The 15,938-nt window shown below is 69.7% G+C and carries 15 protein-coding genes; 14 read left to right on the top strand and 1 reads right to left on the bottom strand.

The window, feature by feature from the left end; genetic code table 11:
* Nucleotides 1–17 precede the first annotated feature (17 nt).
* The 6 genes from EV380_RS08530 to EV380_RS08505 all read left to right on the top strand — a co-directional run bounded on the left by EV380_RS08530 (nucleotide 18) and on the right by EV380_RS08505 (nucleotide 6,610).
* On the top strand, nucleotides 18–1,598 hold the full coding sequence (locus EV380_RS08530) for an ABC transporter ATP-binding protein (protein ID WP_130450692.1): 1,581 nt from the start codon (nucleotides 18–20) through the stop codon (nucleotides 1,596–1,598).
* Nucleotides 1,595–2,806: an ABC transporter permease gene (locus tag EV380_RS08525; RefSeq protein WP_130450690.1), complete on the top strand. Its 1,212-nt coding sequence runs from the start codon at nucleotides 1,595–1,597 to the stop codon at nucleotides 2,804–2,806. Before EV380_RS08530 ends, EV380_RS08525 begins: the two co-directional genes overlap by 4 nt.
* A 38-nt stretch (nucleotides 2,807–2,844) precedes the next feature.
* A complete protein-coding gene (locus tag EV380_RS08520) occupies nucleotides 2,845–4,074 on the top strand; it encodes an ABC transporter permease (RefSeq protein ID WP_130452144.1) in 1,230 nt (409 codons plus the stop codon).
* An 18-nt stretch (nucleotides 4,075–4,092) separates the two neighbouring features.
* Entirely contained in the window at nucleotides 4,093–4,488 is a 396-nt protein-coding gene (locus tag EV380_RS08515; RefSeq protein ID WP_130452143.1) for a cytidine deaminase, read from the top strand.
* An 18-nt stretch (nucleotides 4,489–4,506) separates the two neighbouring features.
* Nucleotides 4,507–5,814, top strand: coding sequence for a thymidine phosphorylase (locus tag EV380_RS08510; RefSeq protein ID WP_102161391.1), 1,308 nt, complete (start codon nucleotides 4,507–4,509; stop codon nucleotides 5,812–5,814).
* 148 nt (nucleotides 5,815–5,962) lie between these two features.
* Nucleotides 5,963–6,610: a DedA family protein gene (locus tag EV380_RS08505; protein ID WP_242607548.1), complete on the top strand. Its 648-nt coding sequence runs from the start codon at nucleotides 5,963–5,965 to the stop codon at nucleotides 6,608–6,610.
* A 10-nt stretch (nucleotides 6,611–6,620) separates the two neighbouring features.
* Here the strand turns inward: EV380_RS08505 and EV380_RS08500 are convergent, their stop codons facing one another.
* Nucleotides 6,621–7,391 carry a GntR family transcriptional regulator gene (locus EV380_RS08500; protein ID WP_102161393.1) on the bottom strand — a complete coding sequence of 257 codons (771 nt, stop codon included), beginning with the start codon at nucleotides 7,389–7,391 and terminating at the stop codon, nucleotides 6,621–6,623.
* Between the two features lie 158 nt (nucleotides 7,392–7,549).
* On the opposite strand from EV380_RS08500, the gene EV380_RS08495 reads away from it, so the two are divergent.
* From EV380_RS08495 to EV380_RS08460, 8 genes are all read left to right on the top strand, one after another.
* Nucleotides 7,550–8,998, top strand: a complete 1,449-nt coding sequence (locus EV380_RS08495) for an MFS transporter (protein WP_130450688.1) — start codon at nucleotides 7,550–7,552, stop codon at nucleotides 8,996–8,998.
* A gap of 25 nt (nucleotides 8,999–9,023) precedes the next feature.
* Nucleotides 9,024–10,007: a nucleoside hydrolase gene (locus EV380_RS08490; protein ID WP_102161397.1), complete on the top strand. Its 984-nt coding sequence runs from the start codon at nucleotides 9,024–9,026 to the stop codon at nucleotides 10,005–10,007.
* Between the two features lie 70 nt (nucleotides 10,008–10,077).
* The gene (locus tag EV380_RS08485) at nucleotides 10,078–11,244 is read left to right on the top strand and encodes an adenosine deaminase (RefSeq protein ID WP_130452142.1); all 1,167 of its coding nucleotides are present in this window, start codon (nucleotides 10,078–10,080) and stop codon (nucleotides 11,242–11,244) included.
* A 10-nt stretch (nucleotides 11,245–11,254) separates the two neighbouring features.
* Nucleotides 11,255–11,947 (top strand): MazG nucleotide pyrophosphohydrolase domain-containing protein, encoded by a 693-nt coding sequence (locus tag EV380_RS08480; protein ID WP_130450686.1) that lies wholly within the window; start codon nucleotides 11,255–11,257, stop codon nucleotides 11,945–11,947.
* Nucleotides 11,948–12,012: 65 nt separating this feature from the next.
* Nucleotides 12,013–13,293 carry a phosphopyruvate hydratase gene (gene eno / locus EV380_RS08475; protein ID WP_102161403.1) on the top strand — a complete coding sequence of 427 codons (1,281 nt, stop codon included), beginning with the start codon at nucleotides 12,013–12,015 and terminating at the stop codon, nucleotides 13,291–13,293.
* A 138-nt stretch (nucleotides 13,294–13,431) separates the two neighbouring features.
* Nucleotides 13,432–14,124: an FtsB family cell division protein gene (locus EV380_RS08470; RefSeq protein ID WP_130450684.1), complete on the top strand. Its 693-nt coding sequence runs from the start codon at nucleotides 13,432–13,434 to the stop codon at nucleotides 14,122–14,124.
* A gap of 93 nt (nucleotides 14,125–14,217) precedes the next feature.
* Nucleotides 14,218–14,874 carry a DUF501 domain-containing protein gene (locus EV380_RS08465; RefSeq protein WP_242607720.1) on the top strand — a complete coding sequence of 219 codons (657 nt, stop codon included), beginning with the start codon at nucleotides 14,218–14,220 and terminating at the stop codon, nucleotides 14,872–14,874.
* Between the two features lie 67 nt (nucleotides 14,875–14,941).
* Complete coding sequence (locus EV380_RS08460) at nucleotides 14,942–15,904, top strand: Ppx/GppA phosphatase family protein (protein WP_130450680.1); 963 nt, start codon at nucleotides 14,942–14,944, stop codon at nucleotides 15,902–15,904.
* The last annotated feature ends 34 nt before the right edge of the window (nucleotides 15,905–15,938 follow it).

The raw sequence follows: 15,938 nt of genomic DNA, 5'->3' as shown, positions 1-15,938 counted from the left end.
ACGCTCGGGAAGACCCCATGAAACTGGAACTCAAAGGCATCACGAAGGCCTTCGGCGACTTCGTAGCCAACGACGGCATCGACCTGGTCGTCGACGAGGGCAAAGTGCACACCCTCCTCGGCGAGAACGGCGCCGGCAAATCGACACTGATGAACGTGCTCTACGGGCTCTACGAGCCGACCGCCGGCGAGATCCTCGTCAACGGCGCCCCGGTGCACTTCCGCGGCCCCGGGGACGCGATGGCCGCGGGTATCGGCATGGTGCACCAGCACTTCATGCTCGTTCCGGTGTTCACGGTCGCCGAGAACGTCGCCCTCGGCGACGAACGGACCAAAGCGGCCGGCATCCTCGATCTCGACAAGACCCGCCAGGCGATCCGCGAGATCTCGGAGAAGTACGGATTCCACGTCGACCCGGACGCGCTCGTCGAAGAGCTGCCCGTCGGCGTCCAGCAGCGCGTCGAGATCATCAAGGCGCTCGTCCGCAAGGCCGACCTGCTCATCCTCGACGAGCCGACGGCGGTGCTCACGCCGAAGGAGACCGACGAGCTGATGGACATCATCCGCCAGCTCAAGGCCGACGGCACCTCGATCATCTTCATCTCGCACAAGCTGCGCGAGGTCAAGGCCATCTCCGACGACATCACGGTGATCCGCCGCGGCAAGGTCGTCGGCAACGCGGACCCGACCGCCGACGCCATGGAACTGGCCTCGCTCATGGTCGGCCGCGCCGTGGACCTCTCGCTCGGCCGCCAGCACTCGGACGGCAGCGACGTCGCCCTCGAGATCCGCGATCTGACCGTCATCGACGACCTCGGCGTCCCGACCCTCGACCATGTCTCGCTCGACGTGAAGAGGGGCGAGATCCTCGCCGTCGCCGGCGTCCAGGGCAACGGCCAGACCGAACTCGTCGAGGCCATCATGGGCCTGACCGAGCGCACCACGGGCTCCATCCGCCTCGACGGACGCGAACTGCTCGGCCGCTCAACGAAGGAGATCATCAACTCCGGGGTGGGCTACGTGCCCGAGGACCGCAGCACCGACGGCGTGATCGGCGACTTCACCATCGCCGACAATCTCGTGCTCAACCGCTACGACCGCGCCCCGGTCGCCAAGGGCGGTTCCCTGCAGCCGAAGTTCATCGCCGAGAACGCCGACGCAAAGATCGAGGAGTTCGACATCCGGACCCAGTCGGCGATGCACACGGCCAGCCAACTCTCCGGCGGAAACCAGCAGAAGGTCGTCCTGGCCCGCGAGTTCTCTCGCGATCTGAGTCTCTTCATCGCGGCGCAGCCCACGCGCGGCGTCGACGTCGGCTCGATCGAGTTCCTGCACCGGCGCATCCTCGCCGAGCGCGACAAGGACGTGCCCGTCGTCGTGGTCTCGACCGAGCTCGACGAGGTTGCCGAGCTCGGCGACCGGATCGCCGTGCTCTTCCACGGCAAGGTCATGGGCCTGGTCCCCGGCAACACCAGCCGCGACGTGCTGGGCCTGATGATGGCCGGCTCGACGGCCGAGGAGGCCTTCGCGGAGGCCGAAGCGGCCAACCTGGCCACGAAAGAAGACGACGAGCCGCAGCTGCCCGGAGGCATCGCATGAGTTCCACCACCCCATCTCTGACCGACCGGTTGCGTCGGTCCAACGCGTTCATCTCCGTGCTGGCGATCTTCGCCTCGTTCGTCGTCGGCGGCATCCTCATCGCCATCACCGACGAGAAGACGGCGTCGTCCGCGTCCTACTTCTTCGCCCGCCCGCTCGACACGCTCGCCGCCGCGTGGGACGCGGCCGCGAGCTCCTACGCGGCCATGTTCCGGGGAGCGGTCTTCAACTACGACGCCGGCACGTTCGCGGCGATGATCAAGCCGCTGACCGAGACCCTCACCTACGCGACCCCGCTGCTGACGGCGTCGCTTGGTGTGGCCGTCGCGTTCCGCGCGGGCCTGTTCAACATCGGCGCGCAGGGCCAGATCATCCTTGGCGCGATCTTCGCGACGTGGATCGGCTTCACGCTCGACCTCGCCTGGCCCGTGCACTTGCTGATCGTCGTCATCGGCTCCATTCTCGGCGGCGCGCTCTGGGGCGGGATCGTCGGCTGGATCAAAGCGCGAACGGGCGCGCACGAGGTGATCCTGACGATCATGCTCAACTACGTGGCGCTGAATCTCGTCGGCTACCTGCTGAGCACCCCGGCGCTCCAGCGGCCCGGCTCGACGAACCCGGTCAGCCCGCGCATGCATGAATCCGCGATGTACCCGGAGCTGCTCGGGCCGGACTTCCGCCTGCACGCCGGATTCCTCGTCGCTCTGGCCGCCACGGCGTTCGTCTGGTGGCTCATGAACCGCTCGACGCTCGGCTTCGAGATCAAGGCGGTCGGCTCCAACCACCACGCCGCGCGCACCGCCGGCATCAACACGTTCAAGGTCACCGTGCTGGCCATGGTCATCGCGGGTGCCATGGCCGGCCTCGCCGGTGCCGCGCAGGTCAACGGCACCGAGCGCTTCCTCACCGAGTCGGTGGCGGCGTCCATCGGTTTCGACGCAATCACGGTTGCGCTGCTCGGCCGCTCCAATCCGATCGGCGTGTTCTTCGCGTCGCTGCTCTTCGGCGCTTTCCGCGCCGGAGGCGGTGCGATGCAGATCGCGACCGGTACGCCGATCGACATCGTCCTCGTCGTGCAGTCTCTGATCGTGCTCTTCATCGCGGCGCCGCCGCTCGTGCGCTCGATGTTCGGGCTCGGACAGCGGAAACGGAAGAAACCGAAAGCGCCCGTTGCGGTCGCCGCCACCACCGGAGGAGGAGAGAAGTGAGTACTGCAACCGCCTCCGCGACCGGCGCGGTCCACGTCATGAACAAGCGGGCCCTCGCCCTCTACGGGCTCGGCGCCGCCGTCGCCCTCGTGCTCTTCGGCTTCCTGTCTCCGGGCGGGACGGCTTCGTTCCGCCTCTCCTCGGCAGGCGACGCGGTCCAGCTGCCGCTGCTGACCCTTCCGGTCACCGCGACCGGGTGGCTCATCGCGATCCTGCTCGTCGCCGGCGCGGCCTACGCGTTCTGGAGCGAGAAGACGGCCCGACGACTGGCCGGATGGGTTCCCGCGATCTTCGCGCTCCTGTTCGTGATCGGAATCCTCGTCTGGCTCGTCGGTTCCTCCCGGGCCTCGGCCATCTCCCTGCTGTCGCTGCTCACTGGCTCGCTCGCCCTTGCGCTGCCGATGGTCTACGGATCGCTCGGCGGCGTGCTGGCAGAGCGCTCCGGCGTCGTGAACATCGCGATCGAGGGCCAGCTGCTCCTCGGCGCTTTCGCCGCGGCCCTGGGCGGTTCGCTTTCCGGCTCGGTGGTCGGGGCGATGGTCTCCGCGGCGCTCGGCGGCGTCGTCGTCTCCAGCCTGCTGACGCTGTTCGCGGTGAAATACCGTGTGAATCAGATCATCGTCGGCGTCGTGCTCAACGTGCTCGTCTCCGGCCTCACCGGCTTCCTCTTCGGAACCCTCCTCTCAAGCAACCGGGCCCTCAACTCGCCGCCGCGCCTGTCCTCGTTCGCGATCCCGGGCCTGAGCGAGATCCCCATTCTGGGGCCGCTGCTGTTCAACCAGACGATCCTCGGCTACTTGATGTTCGTCGCCGTCGGCGTGTTGTGGTTCGGCCTCTACAAGACCCGCTGGGGCCTGCGCGTGCGCGCCGTCGGCGAGCACCCCAAGGCGGCTGACACCGTCGGCATCAACGTGAACCGCACCCGCGTGATCAACGTGCTCATCGGCGGTGCCGTCGCGGGACTCGGCGGCAGCTTCTACACGCTCGTCTCCGTCTCGCAGTTCTCGCGCGACATGACGGCCGGCACCGGCTTCATCGCCCTCGCCGCGCTGATCTTCGGGCGCTGGAATCCGATCGGGGCGTTCTTCGCCTCGCTGCTCTTCGGCTTCGCGACGAACCTCCAATACGTGCTCAGCCAGGCCGGCACCGACGTGCCGAGCCAGTTCCTGGCGATGTTGCCCTACGTCATCACGATCTTCGCTGTCGCGGGGCTCGTGGGGGCCTCGCGAGCTCCGGCGGCGTCCGGCCAACCGTATGTGAAGGATTAGCCCGTGGAAACCGAGACGATGACCGACGCCGATTGGGGGCGCCTCCAGGAGGCCGCCGTCGACGCGATGCGCAGGGCCTATGCGCCCTACTCGAAGTTCCCCGTCGGAGCGGCCGCGCTGACCGACGACGGGCGCCTCATCAGCGGCTGCAACGTCGAGAACGCGGCCTACGGCGTCGTCCTCTGCGCGGAGTGCACGATGATCGGGCAGCTGCACATGACGGGCGGCGGCCGACTGCGCGCGTTCTACTGCGTCGGCGGCGACGGCGCGGTCCTGATGCCGTGCGGCCGGTGCCGGCAGCTGCTCTTCGAGCACCGCGCGCCGGGCATGGAGCTGATGACCGTCAGCGGGATCAAGACCATGGACCAGGTCCTGCCGGACGCGTTCGGCCCGGACGATCTCGTCGAGTACTGACCCACCGAAAGGCACATCATGAGCAACGAAGCGTTCGACGCCGTCGACATTATCCGCACGAAGCGCGACCGCGGGACCCTGTCGGAAGCGCAGATCGACTGGACCATCGACGCCTACACGCGCGGCGTGATCGCCGACGAGCAGATGTCGGCGCTGAACATGGCGATCCTGCTCAACGGCATGGACCGGGCGGAGATCGCCCGCTGGACCGCCGCCATGATCGCCTCGGGTGAGCGCATGGACTTCTCGTCCCTGCGCACGCCCGCCGGGGCGGTGAAGCCCACGGCCGACAAGCACTCGACCGGCGGCGTCGGCGACAAGATCACGCTGCCGCTCGCCCCGCTCGTCGCCGTGTTCGGCGTCGCCGTCCCGCAGCTCTCCGGCCGCGGCCTCGGCCACACCGGTGGCACGCTCGACAAGTTGGAATCCATCCCCGGCTGGCGTGCGGGTCTGTCCAACGACGAGATGCTCACCCAGCTGCAGGACGTCGGCGCCGTCATCTGCGCGGCCGGCTCCGGGCTCGCGCCCGCGGACAAGAAGCTCTACGCGCTGCGCGACGTGACCGGCACGGTGGAGGCGATCCCGCTCATCGCCTCCTCGATCATGAGCAAGAAGATCGCCGAAGGCACCGGAGCGCTCGTGCTCGACGTGAAGGTCGGCTCCGGCGCCTTCATGAAGGACGAGGCCTCCGCGCGCGAGCTGGCCGAGACGATGGTCGCGCTCGGCACCGACGCGGGTGTGAAGACCGTCGCGCTGATGACGAACATGCGCACCCCGCTGGGGCTGACGGCCGGCAACGCGATCGAGGTCGAGGAGTCTGTCGAGGTCCTCGCCGGCGGCGGGCCCGCCGACGTCGTCGAGCTCACCGTCCGCCTCGCCGAGGAGATGCTCGCCGCTGCGGGCGTGCACGACGCCGACCCCGCTGCCGCGCTCGCGGACGGCCGCGCGATGGACGTGTGGAACGCGATGATCGCCGCCCAGGGCGGGGACCCGCGTGCCGCGCTGCCCGTCGCCAAGGAGTCCGAGGTGCTCTACGCCCCGGCCGACGGCGTGCTGGCCGAACTCGACGCGCTGCAGGTCGGAGTCGCGGCCTGGCGGCTCGGAGCCGGGCGCGCCCGCAAGGAGGACGTGGTCCAGGCGGGGGCGGGCGTGAGGATGCACGCCAAGCCGGGCGACGTCGTCCGCCGCGGTCAGCCGCTCATGACCCTGCTGACCGACACCCCGGAGAAGTTCGACCGGGCCAAGGAGGCGCTGGAGGGCGCCGCCGTGATCGTCCCCGAGGGCGACCGGCCCGACCAGCGGCTGATCATCGACCGCATCGCCTGATCTGCACCTGGGGGATGACCCGGGCTCGCCCCTGAATCCTTCCTGAGGGGGAACCGAAAGCGGCCGTGACGCGTCAGAATAGAGGAGAGGCGCCGCCCGCATCGGGCGCAGGCGCTGTAGGACACAGGCGAGTAGCAAAGGGGCACGCGTGCTCGAGGTGATCAACGACGCGATCATGGCCGCGTCCGGGGAATGGTGGGTCCTCGGCGTCGTCTTCCTCTTCTGCGGGATCGACGCCTTCTTCCCGATCGTTCCCAGCGAGTCGCTGCTCGTCGGGCTCGCCAGCGTCGCCGTGACGGCGGGAACGCAGGACCTCGTGCTGCTCGCCGTTCTCGGCGGCGTCGGGGCCTTCATCGGCGATCAGGTGGCCTACCGGATGGGAGCCGCCATCGGCGTCGACAGGGTCCGCTGGATGCGGGGGCCGCGCGCGCGGAAGGTGCTCGCCTTCGCGCGGAGGGAGCTCGTGGTTCGCGGGGCACTGCTCATCTTCACCGCGCGGTTCATCCCGCTGGGCCGCACGGCGGTGAACTTCACGGCCGGGGCGACGAAATACCCGTGGCGCCGGTTCGCGATGCTCGATGCGATCGCCTGCACCGTCTGGGCTGCGTACTCGGTGGCGATCGGCGCACTCGCCGGTCGCTGGTTCGAGGAGCACAAGCTGGTCGCCGTCGTCGTGTCCGTGCTGGTCGCCTTCGTGATCGGCTACCTCATCGACCGGATCATCTACGCGCTGCTGCGGCGCCGTCAGGTCCGTCGCCTGGCCCACGGCCCGGCACCCGACGGGGTCGAGTCCTGACCCGCGACCGTCAGGTCTGCTTGAGGGTCAAGTGCCCCGCGCGGGCGGGGACCACGCACTTGGAGAGGTAGAAACCGGCGTTTCCGCGCGCCACGGTCTGCGTCAGGACGAGCACCGGGTCGTCGGCGGCCAGGGCGAGCGGCTCGGCCCGTGTCGCCCCTACTGGCGCCGCCGAGATCTCGCACGTCCCGCGTCCGAAGCCCGGTCCCAAGGCTCGGATGAGCCGCGCCAGCAGGGTGGATTCAGACTCGGTCTCGGTTGTCGCAGCGATGATCGCCTCGGGTCCCTCGACTGATGAGAGGGCGACGTGCTCCTGCAGATGCGCGACCGGTTCTCCGGCGCGGGCGAGCACGGATTCGAACAGGATCGACGCCGCGCCGTTGGCGAGGCCGATCCGCTGGGAGACGAAGTCGGACGCGGGCTGGTGGGCGATCGTCTGGGAGACGAGCTCCGCGGGCCGGCCCTCGTGGGAGAAAACGTCCTCGTAGGGGTGGACGCGTTCGATGCCGATGCGGGGCAGCGAGGGGGAGACGAACCGTCCGACGCCGCGGCGGGCGCGCACCAGGCCGTCTTCCTCGAGCAGCATGAGGGCCTCGCGGACGACGGTCCGGGAGACGCTCATCAGCTGGCCGAGTTCGCTTTCCGTCGGCAGGAGTGCCCCCGGCGCCAGCTGGCCGTCGCGGATCGCCTCGGAGATGCGCGAGTAGGCGGCGACACGCAAGGGCACCCCAGGGGTCGCTTGGACGGGCTGCGCCCAGGGGAAGTCGCCGGGAGAGTACATGCCACCTCGAGTCGTCGAATGTTGGTGCGGTCACATTCAGTCTAGGTGAGGAGGACCGAGAAGTCCGGTCACGGCATTGCACTTAGTTGTCATTCATGGTTGTATAACAACTCACACGCAAGAGTGTTGGACATCACCTCACGAAGGAGTGGAGAGCCGTGCCAGAACCAGTGACCGCGCAGAGTGCAGACCGGGGAGCCGTCGCCGCAGCGCGCGCCGCGGCGACTGGAACCGAGAACGGTGCCGGCAGCGGCGGACGCCGGGCCACCGCCGTCCTCGTGGCCGTCCTGCTGCTGGGGGTCGTTTCCTTCCAGCTGAACGCGTCCATGGTGACGCCGGCGCTTCCCGATATCGCCCGGCACTTCGGCGTCGGCCCCGAATCCGTCGCCCCGGTGCAGTCCCTCTTCTTCCTCGCCGGCGCGATCTCGGGCCCGCTGATGGGCCGCTGGAGCGACTTCATCGGCCGGCGCACGGCGCTGCTGCTGGTCATCGGCGTCATGTCGCTGGGCACCGTGCTCTGCCTGCTGGCCCCGACGCTGCCGGTCCTCGTCGCCGGGCGTTTCCTCCAGGGCTTCTCGAGCGCGATCTTCGGGCTGAGCTATATCGTCATGCAGGAGAACCTGTCCCGCGCCGCCTTCGGCACCTCGGTGGGCGTCCTGGCCTCCATCAACGGCGGGGTCGCCGGCTTCGACGGCTACCTGGGCGGTTTGATGACGGAGGCCTTCGGGTTCCGCTCGATCTTCTGGGTCATCCTCGCTCTGGCCGTCGTCGCGGCGGTCGCCATCGTCCGCGTCGTGCCCGCCAAGCACGCCCAGGCCTCCACAGGACGTATGGACTGGTGGGGCGCGGCGCTGCTCTCCGCTTTCCTCATCGCCCTCACGTACTTCGTTAACAGCGGTTCCGAATCCGGCTGGGGCTCGCCGAAGGCTCTCACTCTGCTCGCGGTCACCGGTGCCGCGTTCGCCGCCTTCGTCTTCGTCGAGAAGCGCCGGAGCAGCCCCCTGATCGCCGTGCACCACTTGCGTTCCCGTCCCGTGTGGACCGTCGTCGCCTGCACGGTCCTGACACTGGCGGGCATCTTCGCGACCATGAACTTCACGATCGTGGTCCTCAGCCAGGACTCCGACTACGGGTTCGGGCTCGAGCCGTCAACGGCCGCGCTCCTGTACCTCACGCCGGCGGCCCTGATCGGCGTCTTCGCCGCGCCCTTCGCCGGCTGGCTGACCGCTCGCATCGGATGGATCACGACCCTGCGCATCGGTTCCGGCGCCACGTTGCTGGCCGCCGCGTCGGCCGCGTTCTTCGTGGAGGACCGCTGGCTTGTCCTCGCAGCAGTCGCCGCCCTGGGCATCACCTACAACGGGTTCTTCCTCACGGCCATCAACGGGCTCTCGGCGCTCCTGTCGCCGAAGGAGGCGCCCGGAACGCTGCCCGGGATCAACGGCGCCTCGTTCGGCATCGGGGCGAGCCTCGGCGTCGTCCTCGTCGCCCCGACCGTGGCTCGCGCCGCCGACGGCGGCTACGGACCCGCGCTCTGGATCTCCGTGAGCATCGCCGCCCTCGCTTTCGTCGTGGCCCTGCTGGTGCCGAAGCCGGCCGCCGCCTAATACCCTCCCTGTGAAAGGACCCGACATGGACACCCTCCCCGTCTACCTCGACTGCGACACGGGCATCGACGACGCCCTCGCCCTCGCTTACCTCATGGCCCAGCCGGAGGCCGACGTGCGCGGCATCGGCACCGTCAGCGGCAACACCGACTCCGGCACGGCCGCGCGCAACACGCTGGACCTCCTCGCCCTGCTGGGGCACGACGACGTCCCCGTCGCCGTCGGCGAGCATGACTTCTTGGCTGCCCCCTACGCGGGAGGCGCCCCCCACGTGCACGGCGCCAACGGCATCGGCGGGGTGCAGCTCGCGCCGGCCGATCGTCAGGTCGAGGCCGAGAGCGCCGCGGAGATGCTCGTCTCGCTCGCCCGCGCCTCCGCCGGCACGCTGCGCGTGATCGCCATCGGGCCCTTGACGAACCTCGCGCGCGCTCTCGAACTCGAACCGCGCCTGCCCGGGATGGTCCATTCAGTCACCGTCATGGGCGGCGCGGCGCTGGCCCCGGGCAATGTCACCGCCGTCGCCGAAGCCAACATCGCCAACGATCCCGAGGCCGCCCACGCCGTGCTGACCGCCGGCTGGCCCGTGAACCTCGTCCCCCTCGACGTCACCATGGCGCACCTCTTGGAGGAGCCGCACCGGCAGCGGCTCGCGGAGTCCGAGCGGCCCGCGGCCCAGGTGCTCGCCTCGATGCTCGGGCATTACTTCGAGTTCTACCGGGACATCTTCGGCCGCGGCTGTTCGGCCATGCACGATCCGCTCGCCGTCGCAATCGCCTTGGGCAGCGTCGTCGCGGAGTCCGCCCCGCGGGTGCCCGTCGTCGTCGACACGAGTGACGGGCCAGGCCGCGGGCAGACGGTGTGCGACCTGCGTGGCAAGTACCGCGGATACGAGGACCGCCGCGGGGCGACGTGCAGGGTCGTCCTGCGGGTCGACGCGGACTTCTGCGAGCACCTCACCCTGTCCCTGACCGAGCCGGCGACGTCGGCACCTTCGCCCGCCGCGGCGTGAGCTCGCGGCCGGGTCGCGGGGTCCCCGTGCGACCCGGCCCACCCCTACACTTGGAGTTGTGACCAACGAGATGATCCACACCGTGTACTCGCCCGAATTCGACTTCCGAACCCTCCCCAAGGTCTCGCTGCACGACCACCTCGACGGTGGACTGCGACCTGCCACGATCATCGAACTGGCCGCCGAGATCGGCCACGAACTGCCCGCCACCGAGGCGGAGGAGCTCGGCCGCTGGTTCTTCGAGTCCGCGGATTCCGGTTCCCTCGAGCGCTACCTCGAGACGTTCGACCACACCGTCGCCGTCATGCAGACACGCGAGGCCCTGACCCGCGTCGCCCGCGAGTTCGTCGAGGACCTCGTCGCAGACGGCGTGATCTACGGCGAGGTGCGCTGGGCACCGGAGCAGCACCTGCGCGAGGGGCTCAGCCTGGACGACGCCGTGGAGGCGGTGCAGGCCGGGCTCGAGGCCGGCATGGCCGACGCCGAGTCTGCTGGCACTCCGATCCAGGTCGGCCAGATCATCACGGCGATGCGTCACGCCGAGCGCAGCACCGAGATTGCCCAGCTGGCCCTGCGCCACCGCTCCCGCGGCGTCGTCGGCTTCGACATCGCCGGCGCGGAGAACGGCTTCCCGCCCTCCCGCCACGCCGAGGCCTTCACGCTCCTCGCCGAGAACATGTTCCCGGCCACGGTGCACGCGGGCGAGGCCGCCGGCCTCGACTCCATCCGCGAGGCCCTCGTCACCGGCCACGCGACCCGGCTCGGCCACGGTGTGCGCGTCGCCGAGGATATCGAGATCGAGTTCGGGGGAGTAGACGACGACGGCGAACCAGTCGACGAGTCCACCGGTCTGGTTTCGCTGGGTCCGGTGGCGAACTGGGTGCGCGACCGCGGTATCGCGCTCGAGGTCTGCCCGTCCTCCAATCTGCAGACCGGCGCGATCGCCGAGTTCGGCGACAGCATCGAATCGCACCCGATCGACCTGCTGTACCAGACGGGTTTCAACGTCACGATCAACACCGACAACCGCCTCATGTCCGGCGTCGGGCTCTCGGACGAGTTCGAGCTGCTCGTGGAGGCCTTCGACTACGACCTCGACGACTTCCTCGAGCTGACGCTCAACGCCGCCGAGGCCGCGTTCCTTCCGCTCGAGGAGCGCGAGGTGCTCGTCGACTACGTGAACCAGGCCTACGCTGCGCTCGGGGCCGGCGACGACGAGGATGCGGACGACGAGTAGCCTCCCCGCCATGGCCCAGCAGCCGGGAGCCGTCGAGCGGCTCGTGCAGATCATCGCCGAGTTGCGCCAGCATTGCGTCTGGACGCGGGCGCTGACGCACGAGTCGCTCGTCGAGTACCTCGTCGAGGAGAGCTACGAACTCGTCGAGGCCATCGAGGAGCGGCACCCGGACGATGAACTTCGCGGCGAGCTCGGCGACGTCCTGTATCAGGTGGTGCTGCACTCCGCCATCGCCGCCGAGCGCGGGTCCTTCACGATGGAGGGCGTCGTGAACACGCTGAGCGAGAAACTCATCCGCCGCAACCGGCACGTCTTCGCCGCCGACGGTTCGCTGCTGGGGGACTACCCCGACTCCATCGAGGAGATCATCGCCTCCTGGGACGCGGCCAAGCGGGCCGAACGCCCGGAGCGGAGGGACCCGTTCGCGTCGCTGCCGCGGCACCTGCCTGCGCTGACGCTCGCCGACAAGACGCTCGGGCGGGCCGGACGCGCCGGCGCGGACGACGCCGTCGTACCCGCGGTCGGCGGGGGAGCGGCGGGTGCCGACGCGCCCGGAAGTGTTACCCCGTCGACGGAGGCGGAACTGGGCGAGCAGCTGCTGCGGACCGTGGATCTGGCTAGGCGAAACGGCTGGGACGCGGAGCGCGCGTTGCGCGGCGCCGTCGCACGCTTTACCGAGGACGTCACACGCGCGCTAGGCTAGGTGATGTGGCCCACCGGTGTGCCCAGTGTTTCGGCCAAATACAACCTGTTTGAGGAGTTCCTTCCATGGCCCTGATTGATGCCATCCACGCCCGCGAGATTCTCGATTCCCGCGGAAACCCGACCGTCGAGGTCGAGGTCCTGCTCTCCGACGGTTCCCTCGGACGGGCCGCCGTGCCCTCCGGCGCCTCCACCGGCGAGTACGAGGCCGTCGAACTGCGCGACGGCGACAAGGGACGCTACCTGGGCAAGGGCGTGCAGAAGGCCGTCGACGTCGTCATCGACGACATCCAGCCGGCCCTGATCGGCATGGACGCGACCGACCAGCGCGCCATCGACCAGACGATGATCGATCTGGACGGCACCCCGAACAAGGCCAAGCTGGGCGCCAACGCCATCCTGGGCGTTTCACTCGCCGTCGCGAACGCCGGCGCTGAGGCCTCCAACCTCCCGCTCTACAAGTACCTGGGCGGCCCGAACGCCCACGTGCTGCCGGTCCCGCTCATGAACATCCTCAACGGCGGCTCGCACGCCGACTCCGACGTCGATATTCAGGAGTTCATGATCGCGCCGATCGGCGCGGCCACGTTCTCCGAGGGCCTGCGCTGGGGCGTCGAGGTCTACCACTCGCTGAAGTCCGTGCTCAAGGAGCAGGGCCTGGCCACCGGCCTCGGCGACGAGGGCGGCTTCGCCCCGAACCTGCCGAGCAACCGTGCGGCCCTCGAGCTCATCGTCGAGGCGATCAAGAAGGCCGGTTACACCCCGGGTGAGCAGATCGCCCTGGCCCTGGACGTCGCCTCCTCCGAATTCTTCGAGGACGGCGCCTACCAGTTCGAGGGCAAGGCCCTCTCGGCGCAGGAGATGAGCGACTACTACGGCCAGCTCGTGGCCGACTTCCCGCTGGTCTCCATCGAGGATCCGCTGGACGAGAACGACTGGGACGGCTGGAAGACCCTCACCGACGACATCGGCGACAAGGTCCAGCTCGTCGGCGATGACCTGTTCGTGACCAACCCGGAGCGCCTGGGCGACGGCATCGGCCGCGGCACGGCCAACTCCCTGCTCGTGAAGGTGAACCAGATCGGTTCGCTGACCGAGACCCTGGACGCCGTGACCATGGCCCAGCGCGCCCAGTACACGACGATCACCTCGCACCGCTCCGGCGAGACCGAGGACACCACGATCGCCGACATCGCCGTGGCCACCAACGCCGGGCAGATCAAGACCGGCGCGCCGGCCCGCTCCGAGCGCGTCGCGAAGTACAACCAGCTTCTGCGCATCGAGGAGGAGCTCGGCGACGCGGCGGCCTACGCCGGTCGCGAGGCCTTCCCGCGTTTCAACGGCTAGCAGCCGGTCTCAACGCGTAAAGTCTAAGGGGAGTCGTCCGTTGGGGCGGCTCCCCTCAGGCGTCCCCGGAGCAGGGCGGCTGCCCGAGGCATAGTCGAAGTGTCCCCTACTGTTGCCGAGTCCCGTCAGGAGCCAGCCGTGTCGACCCGCCGCCCGAACATGCCGCGCGTGAACCGCGATGCGCAGCGTGCCGCCGAGCGCCGGGCGGCCGAGGAGCGGGCGGCCGAGGCGCGCGCCGCGGAGCGAGAGGCAGCCGAGGAGCGGGCCCGGCGGGAGTCCGCGAAGAAGAAGCCTGCCAGTGCGGCCCGCGGCGGCGCCAAGGTCGTCAAGCTCCCCAAGTCCCAGGCCCGGCTGCGCGAGCGCGCCGCGCTCTCCGACGGGATCCGCTCCGGCGGTCCGCGCTCTGGAGGTGAACCGCCAACGGCCCGCGACAACGTCGACCCGGTGCCGATGCGCAGCTTCTCCGGCCGGCTGATCGCGCTCGCGGTCGTCCTGGCTGCTGTCACGATCATGCTGCTGCCGACCGTCGGGGTCTACATGGACCAGCGCGAGGAGCTCCAGGAGCTGCGGGCCAACATCGCGCAGCTCGAGGAGGAGCAGGACGGGCTCGAGACACTCATCGCGCGTTGGGAGGACCCGGCCTACATACGTCAGCAGGCGCGCGAGCGGATAAACTTGGTGATGCCCGGCGAACGCAAGTACATGGTCGTCGGGGAACCGGCACCCGAGGAGTCCCCGCTGCCGGAGAACGCCAGCCCGTCCGAGGTGCGCACCGATCTGCCGTGGGTCGACGCGCTGTGGGACTCCGTCAAGCGGGCGGCAACCGACTAAAGACGACCTTCCAGAAGGAGACCCGTGCCCGAGACGCCCGGAAACGGCGGTCAGCCGACCGAACGCCACGAGACCCTCGACGCCGAACAGCGCGTGCCGACCGAGCAGGATCTGGACACGCTGAGCCGGCAGTTGGGGCGCCCCGTGCGCGACGTCGTCGAAATCGGGGCCCGCTGCGTGTGCGGGAACCCGCTCGTCGCGACGACGGCCCCGCGGCTGAGCTCGGGCATCCCTTTCCCGACGACGTTCTATCTGTCCCACCCGGTGATCACCTCCGCGGTGTCCCGGCTGGAGGCGGCCGGCCTCATGGCCGAGATGAGCGAGCGGCTCGAAGGTGACGAACAGCTGGCGGCGGCCTACCGCGCCGCCCACGAGGACTATCTCGCCGCACGCGACGCCATCGGCGCACGCACCGGCGTGGGCGAGGTCCCGGAGATCGCCGGGGTCAGCGCCGGCGGCATGCCCAGCCGCGTGAAGTGCCTGCACGTGCTGGTGGGGCACTCGCTCGCCGCCGGCCCCGGCGTGAACCCGCTCGGGGACGAGGCCATCGCCGGCATCGCCGAGTGGTGGACTGCAGATCGCTGCTATTGCGGCGGCGCCTGGCCGACCACGGGCGAGGCTCCGAACCGCGATCGGAGCCGCCACGTCAAGACCCAGGAGCAGCAGGACGTGGAGGCGAAGAAGCGCGACCGGGCCGAGGCGCGCCGCCGTCGTGCCGAACAGGAGCAGGAAGACTCCGGGGCCGAGTAGACTCCGGACCGAAGCGAATCCGCGCCGCCCGGGTCCCGGACCGGCCGAACCGACCAGGAGGTCACCCATGCGCGTCGCCGCCATCGACTGCGGAACGAACTCCATCCGTCTGCTCATCGCCGACGTGATCCACGACGACGGCGTCGCCCGCCTCGAGGACGTGGCGCGCGAGATGCGCGTCGTGCGACTCGGCCAGGGCGTCGACGCGACGGGCCGGTTCGACGATTCGGCGCTCGAGCGGACGTTCGCGGCTCTCGACGAATACCAGGAGCTGATGACGCGGCACGATGTGCCGGCGACCGCTGTGCGTTTCGTCGCCACGAGCGCGACCCGCGACGCCGAGAACCGCCAGGAGTTCATCGACGGCGTGCGCGAGCGCATCGGTGTGGAACCCGAAGTCGTCACGGGTGACGACGAGGCCGGGTTGAGCTTCGCCGGCGCCGTTTCGGTGCACCCGCCCCGGGCCGGCGAGCAGGTGCTCGTCGTCGACCTCGGCGGCGGCTCCACCGAGTTCGTTCTCGGCGACGAAAAGGGCGTCTCCGCCGCCCGCAGCATCGACATGGGCTGCGTCCGGTTCACCGAGCGGTTCCTGCACGGGGACCCGCCCACCGACGAGGAGATCGCCGCGGCCGAGAGCGAGGTCGCCCGCTTCATCATCGAGGTCCAGCGGGACGTCGACCTCACGCGCGTGGACCGCCTGATCGGCGTTGCCGGCACCATCACGACCATCACGGCGCACGCGCTCGACCTGGACGAATACGTCCCCGAGGAGATCGACGGCGCCGCGCTGCCGCTGGGCGTCGTCGCGGCGGCGGCCACCGAGCTCCTGGAGCTGCCGCGCGAGCGACGGGCCGCTCTTCCCTTCATGCACCCGGGGCGGGTCGACGTCATCGGCGCCGGCGCGTTGATCTGGCGGTCGGTCGTGCGTCACCTCGCGACCGCGACTGGCGGCCGGGTCGTCGCGGCCGCGACGAGCGAACACGATATTCTCGACGGGATCGCTTTGAGTGTCCCCGTCGTCGCGCAGTAGCCGCGCCGGCCGGCGGACCACCCGCCGAGCCGCA

This window comes from Zhihengliuella halotolerans, from assembly GCF_004217565.1.
Taxonomy (GTDB): domain Bacteria; phylum Actinomycetota; class Actinomycetes; order Actinomycetales; family Micrococcaceae; genus Zhihengliuella; species Zhihengliuella halotolerans.
Note: the sequence above shows the minus strand (reverse complement) of the source record. Positions and strands in the feature narration are given on the sequence as shown.

Excerpts from the sequence above, each read along its gene's own strand:
- EV380_RS08530 (WP_130450692.1), top strand. The coding sequence starts at position 18 with ATGAAACTGGAACTCAAAGGCATCACGAAGGCCTTCGGCGACTTCGTA.
- EV380_RS08525 (WP_130450690.1), top strand. The coding sequence starts at position 1,595 with ATGAGTTCCACCACCCCATCTCTGACCGACCGGTTGCGTCGGTCCAAC.
- EV380_RS08520 (WP_130452144.1), top strand. The coding sequence starts at position 2,845 with ATGAACAAGCGGGCCCTCGCCCTCTACGGGCTCGGCGCCGCCGTCGCC.
- EV380_RS08515 (WP_130452143.1), top strand. The coding sequence starts at position 4,093 with ATGACCGACGCCGATTGGGGGCGCCTCCAGGAGGCCGCCGTCGACGCG.
- EV380_RS08510 (WP_102161391.1), top strand. The coding sequence starts at position 4,507 with ATGAGCAACGAAGCGTTCGACGCCGTCGACATTATCCGCACGAAGCGC.
- EV380_RS08500 (WP_102161393.1), bottom strand. The coding sequence starts at position 7,391 with ATGTACTCTCCCGGCGACTTCCCCTGGGCGCAGCCCGTCCAAGCGACC.
- EV380_RS08490 (WP_102161397.1), top strand. The coding sequence starts at position 9,024 with ATGGACACCCTCCCCGTCTACCTCGACTGCGACACGGGCATCGACGAC.
- EV380_RS08485 (WP_130452142.1), top strand. The coding sequence starts at position 10,078 with ATGATCCACACCGTGTACTCGCCCGAATTCGACTTCCGAACCCTCCCC.
- EV380_RS08480 (WP_130450686.1), top strand. The coding sequence starts at position 11,255 with ATGGCCCAGCAGCCGGGAGCCGTCGAGCGGCTCGTGCAGATCATCGCC.
- eno (WP_102161403.1), top strand. The coding sequence starts at position 12,013 with ATGGCCCTGATTGATGCCATCCACGCCCGCGAGATTCTCGATTCCCGC.
- EV380_RS08460 (WP_130450680.1), top strand. The coding sequence starts at position 14,942 with ATGCGCGTCGCCGCCATCGACTGCGGAACGAACTCCATCCGTCTGCTC.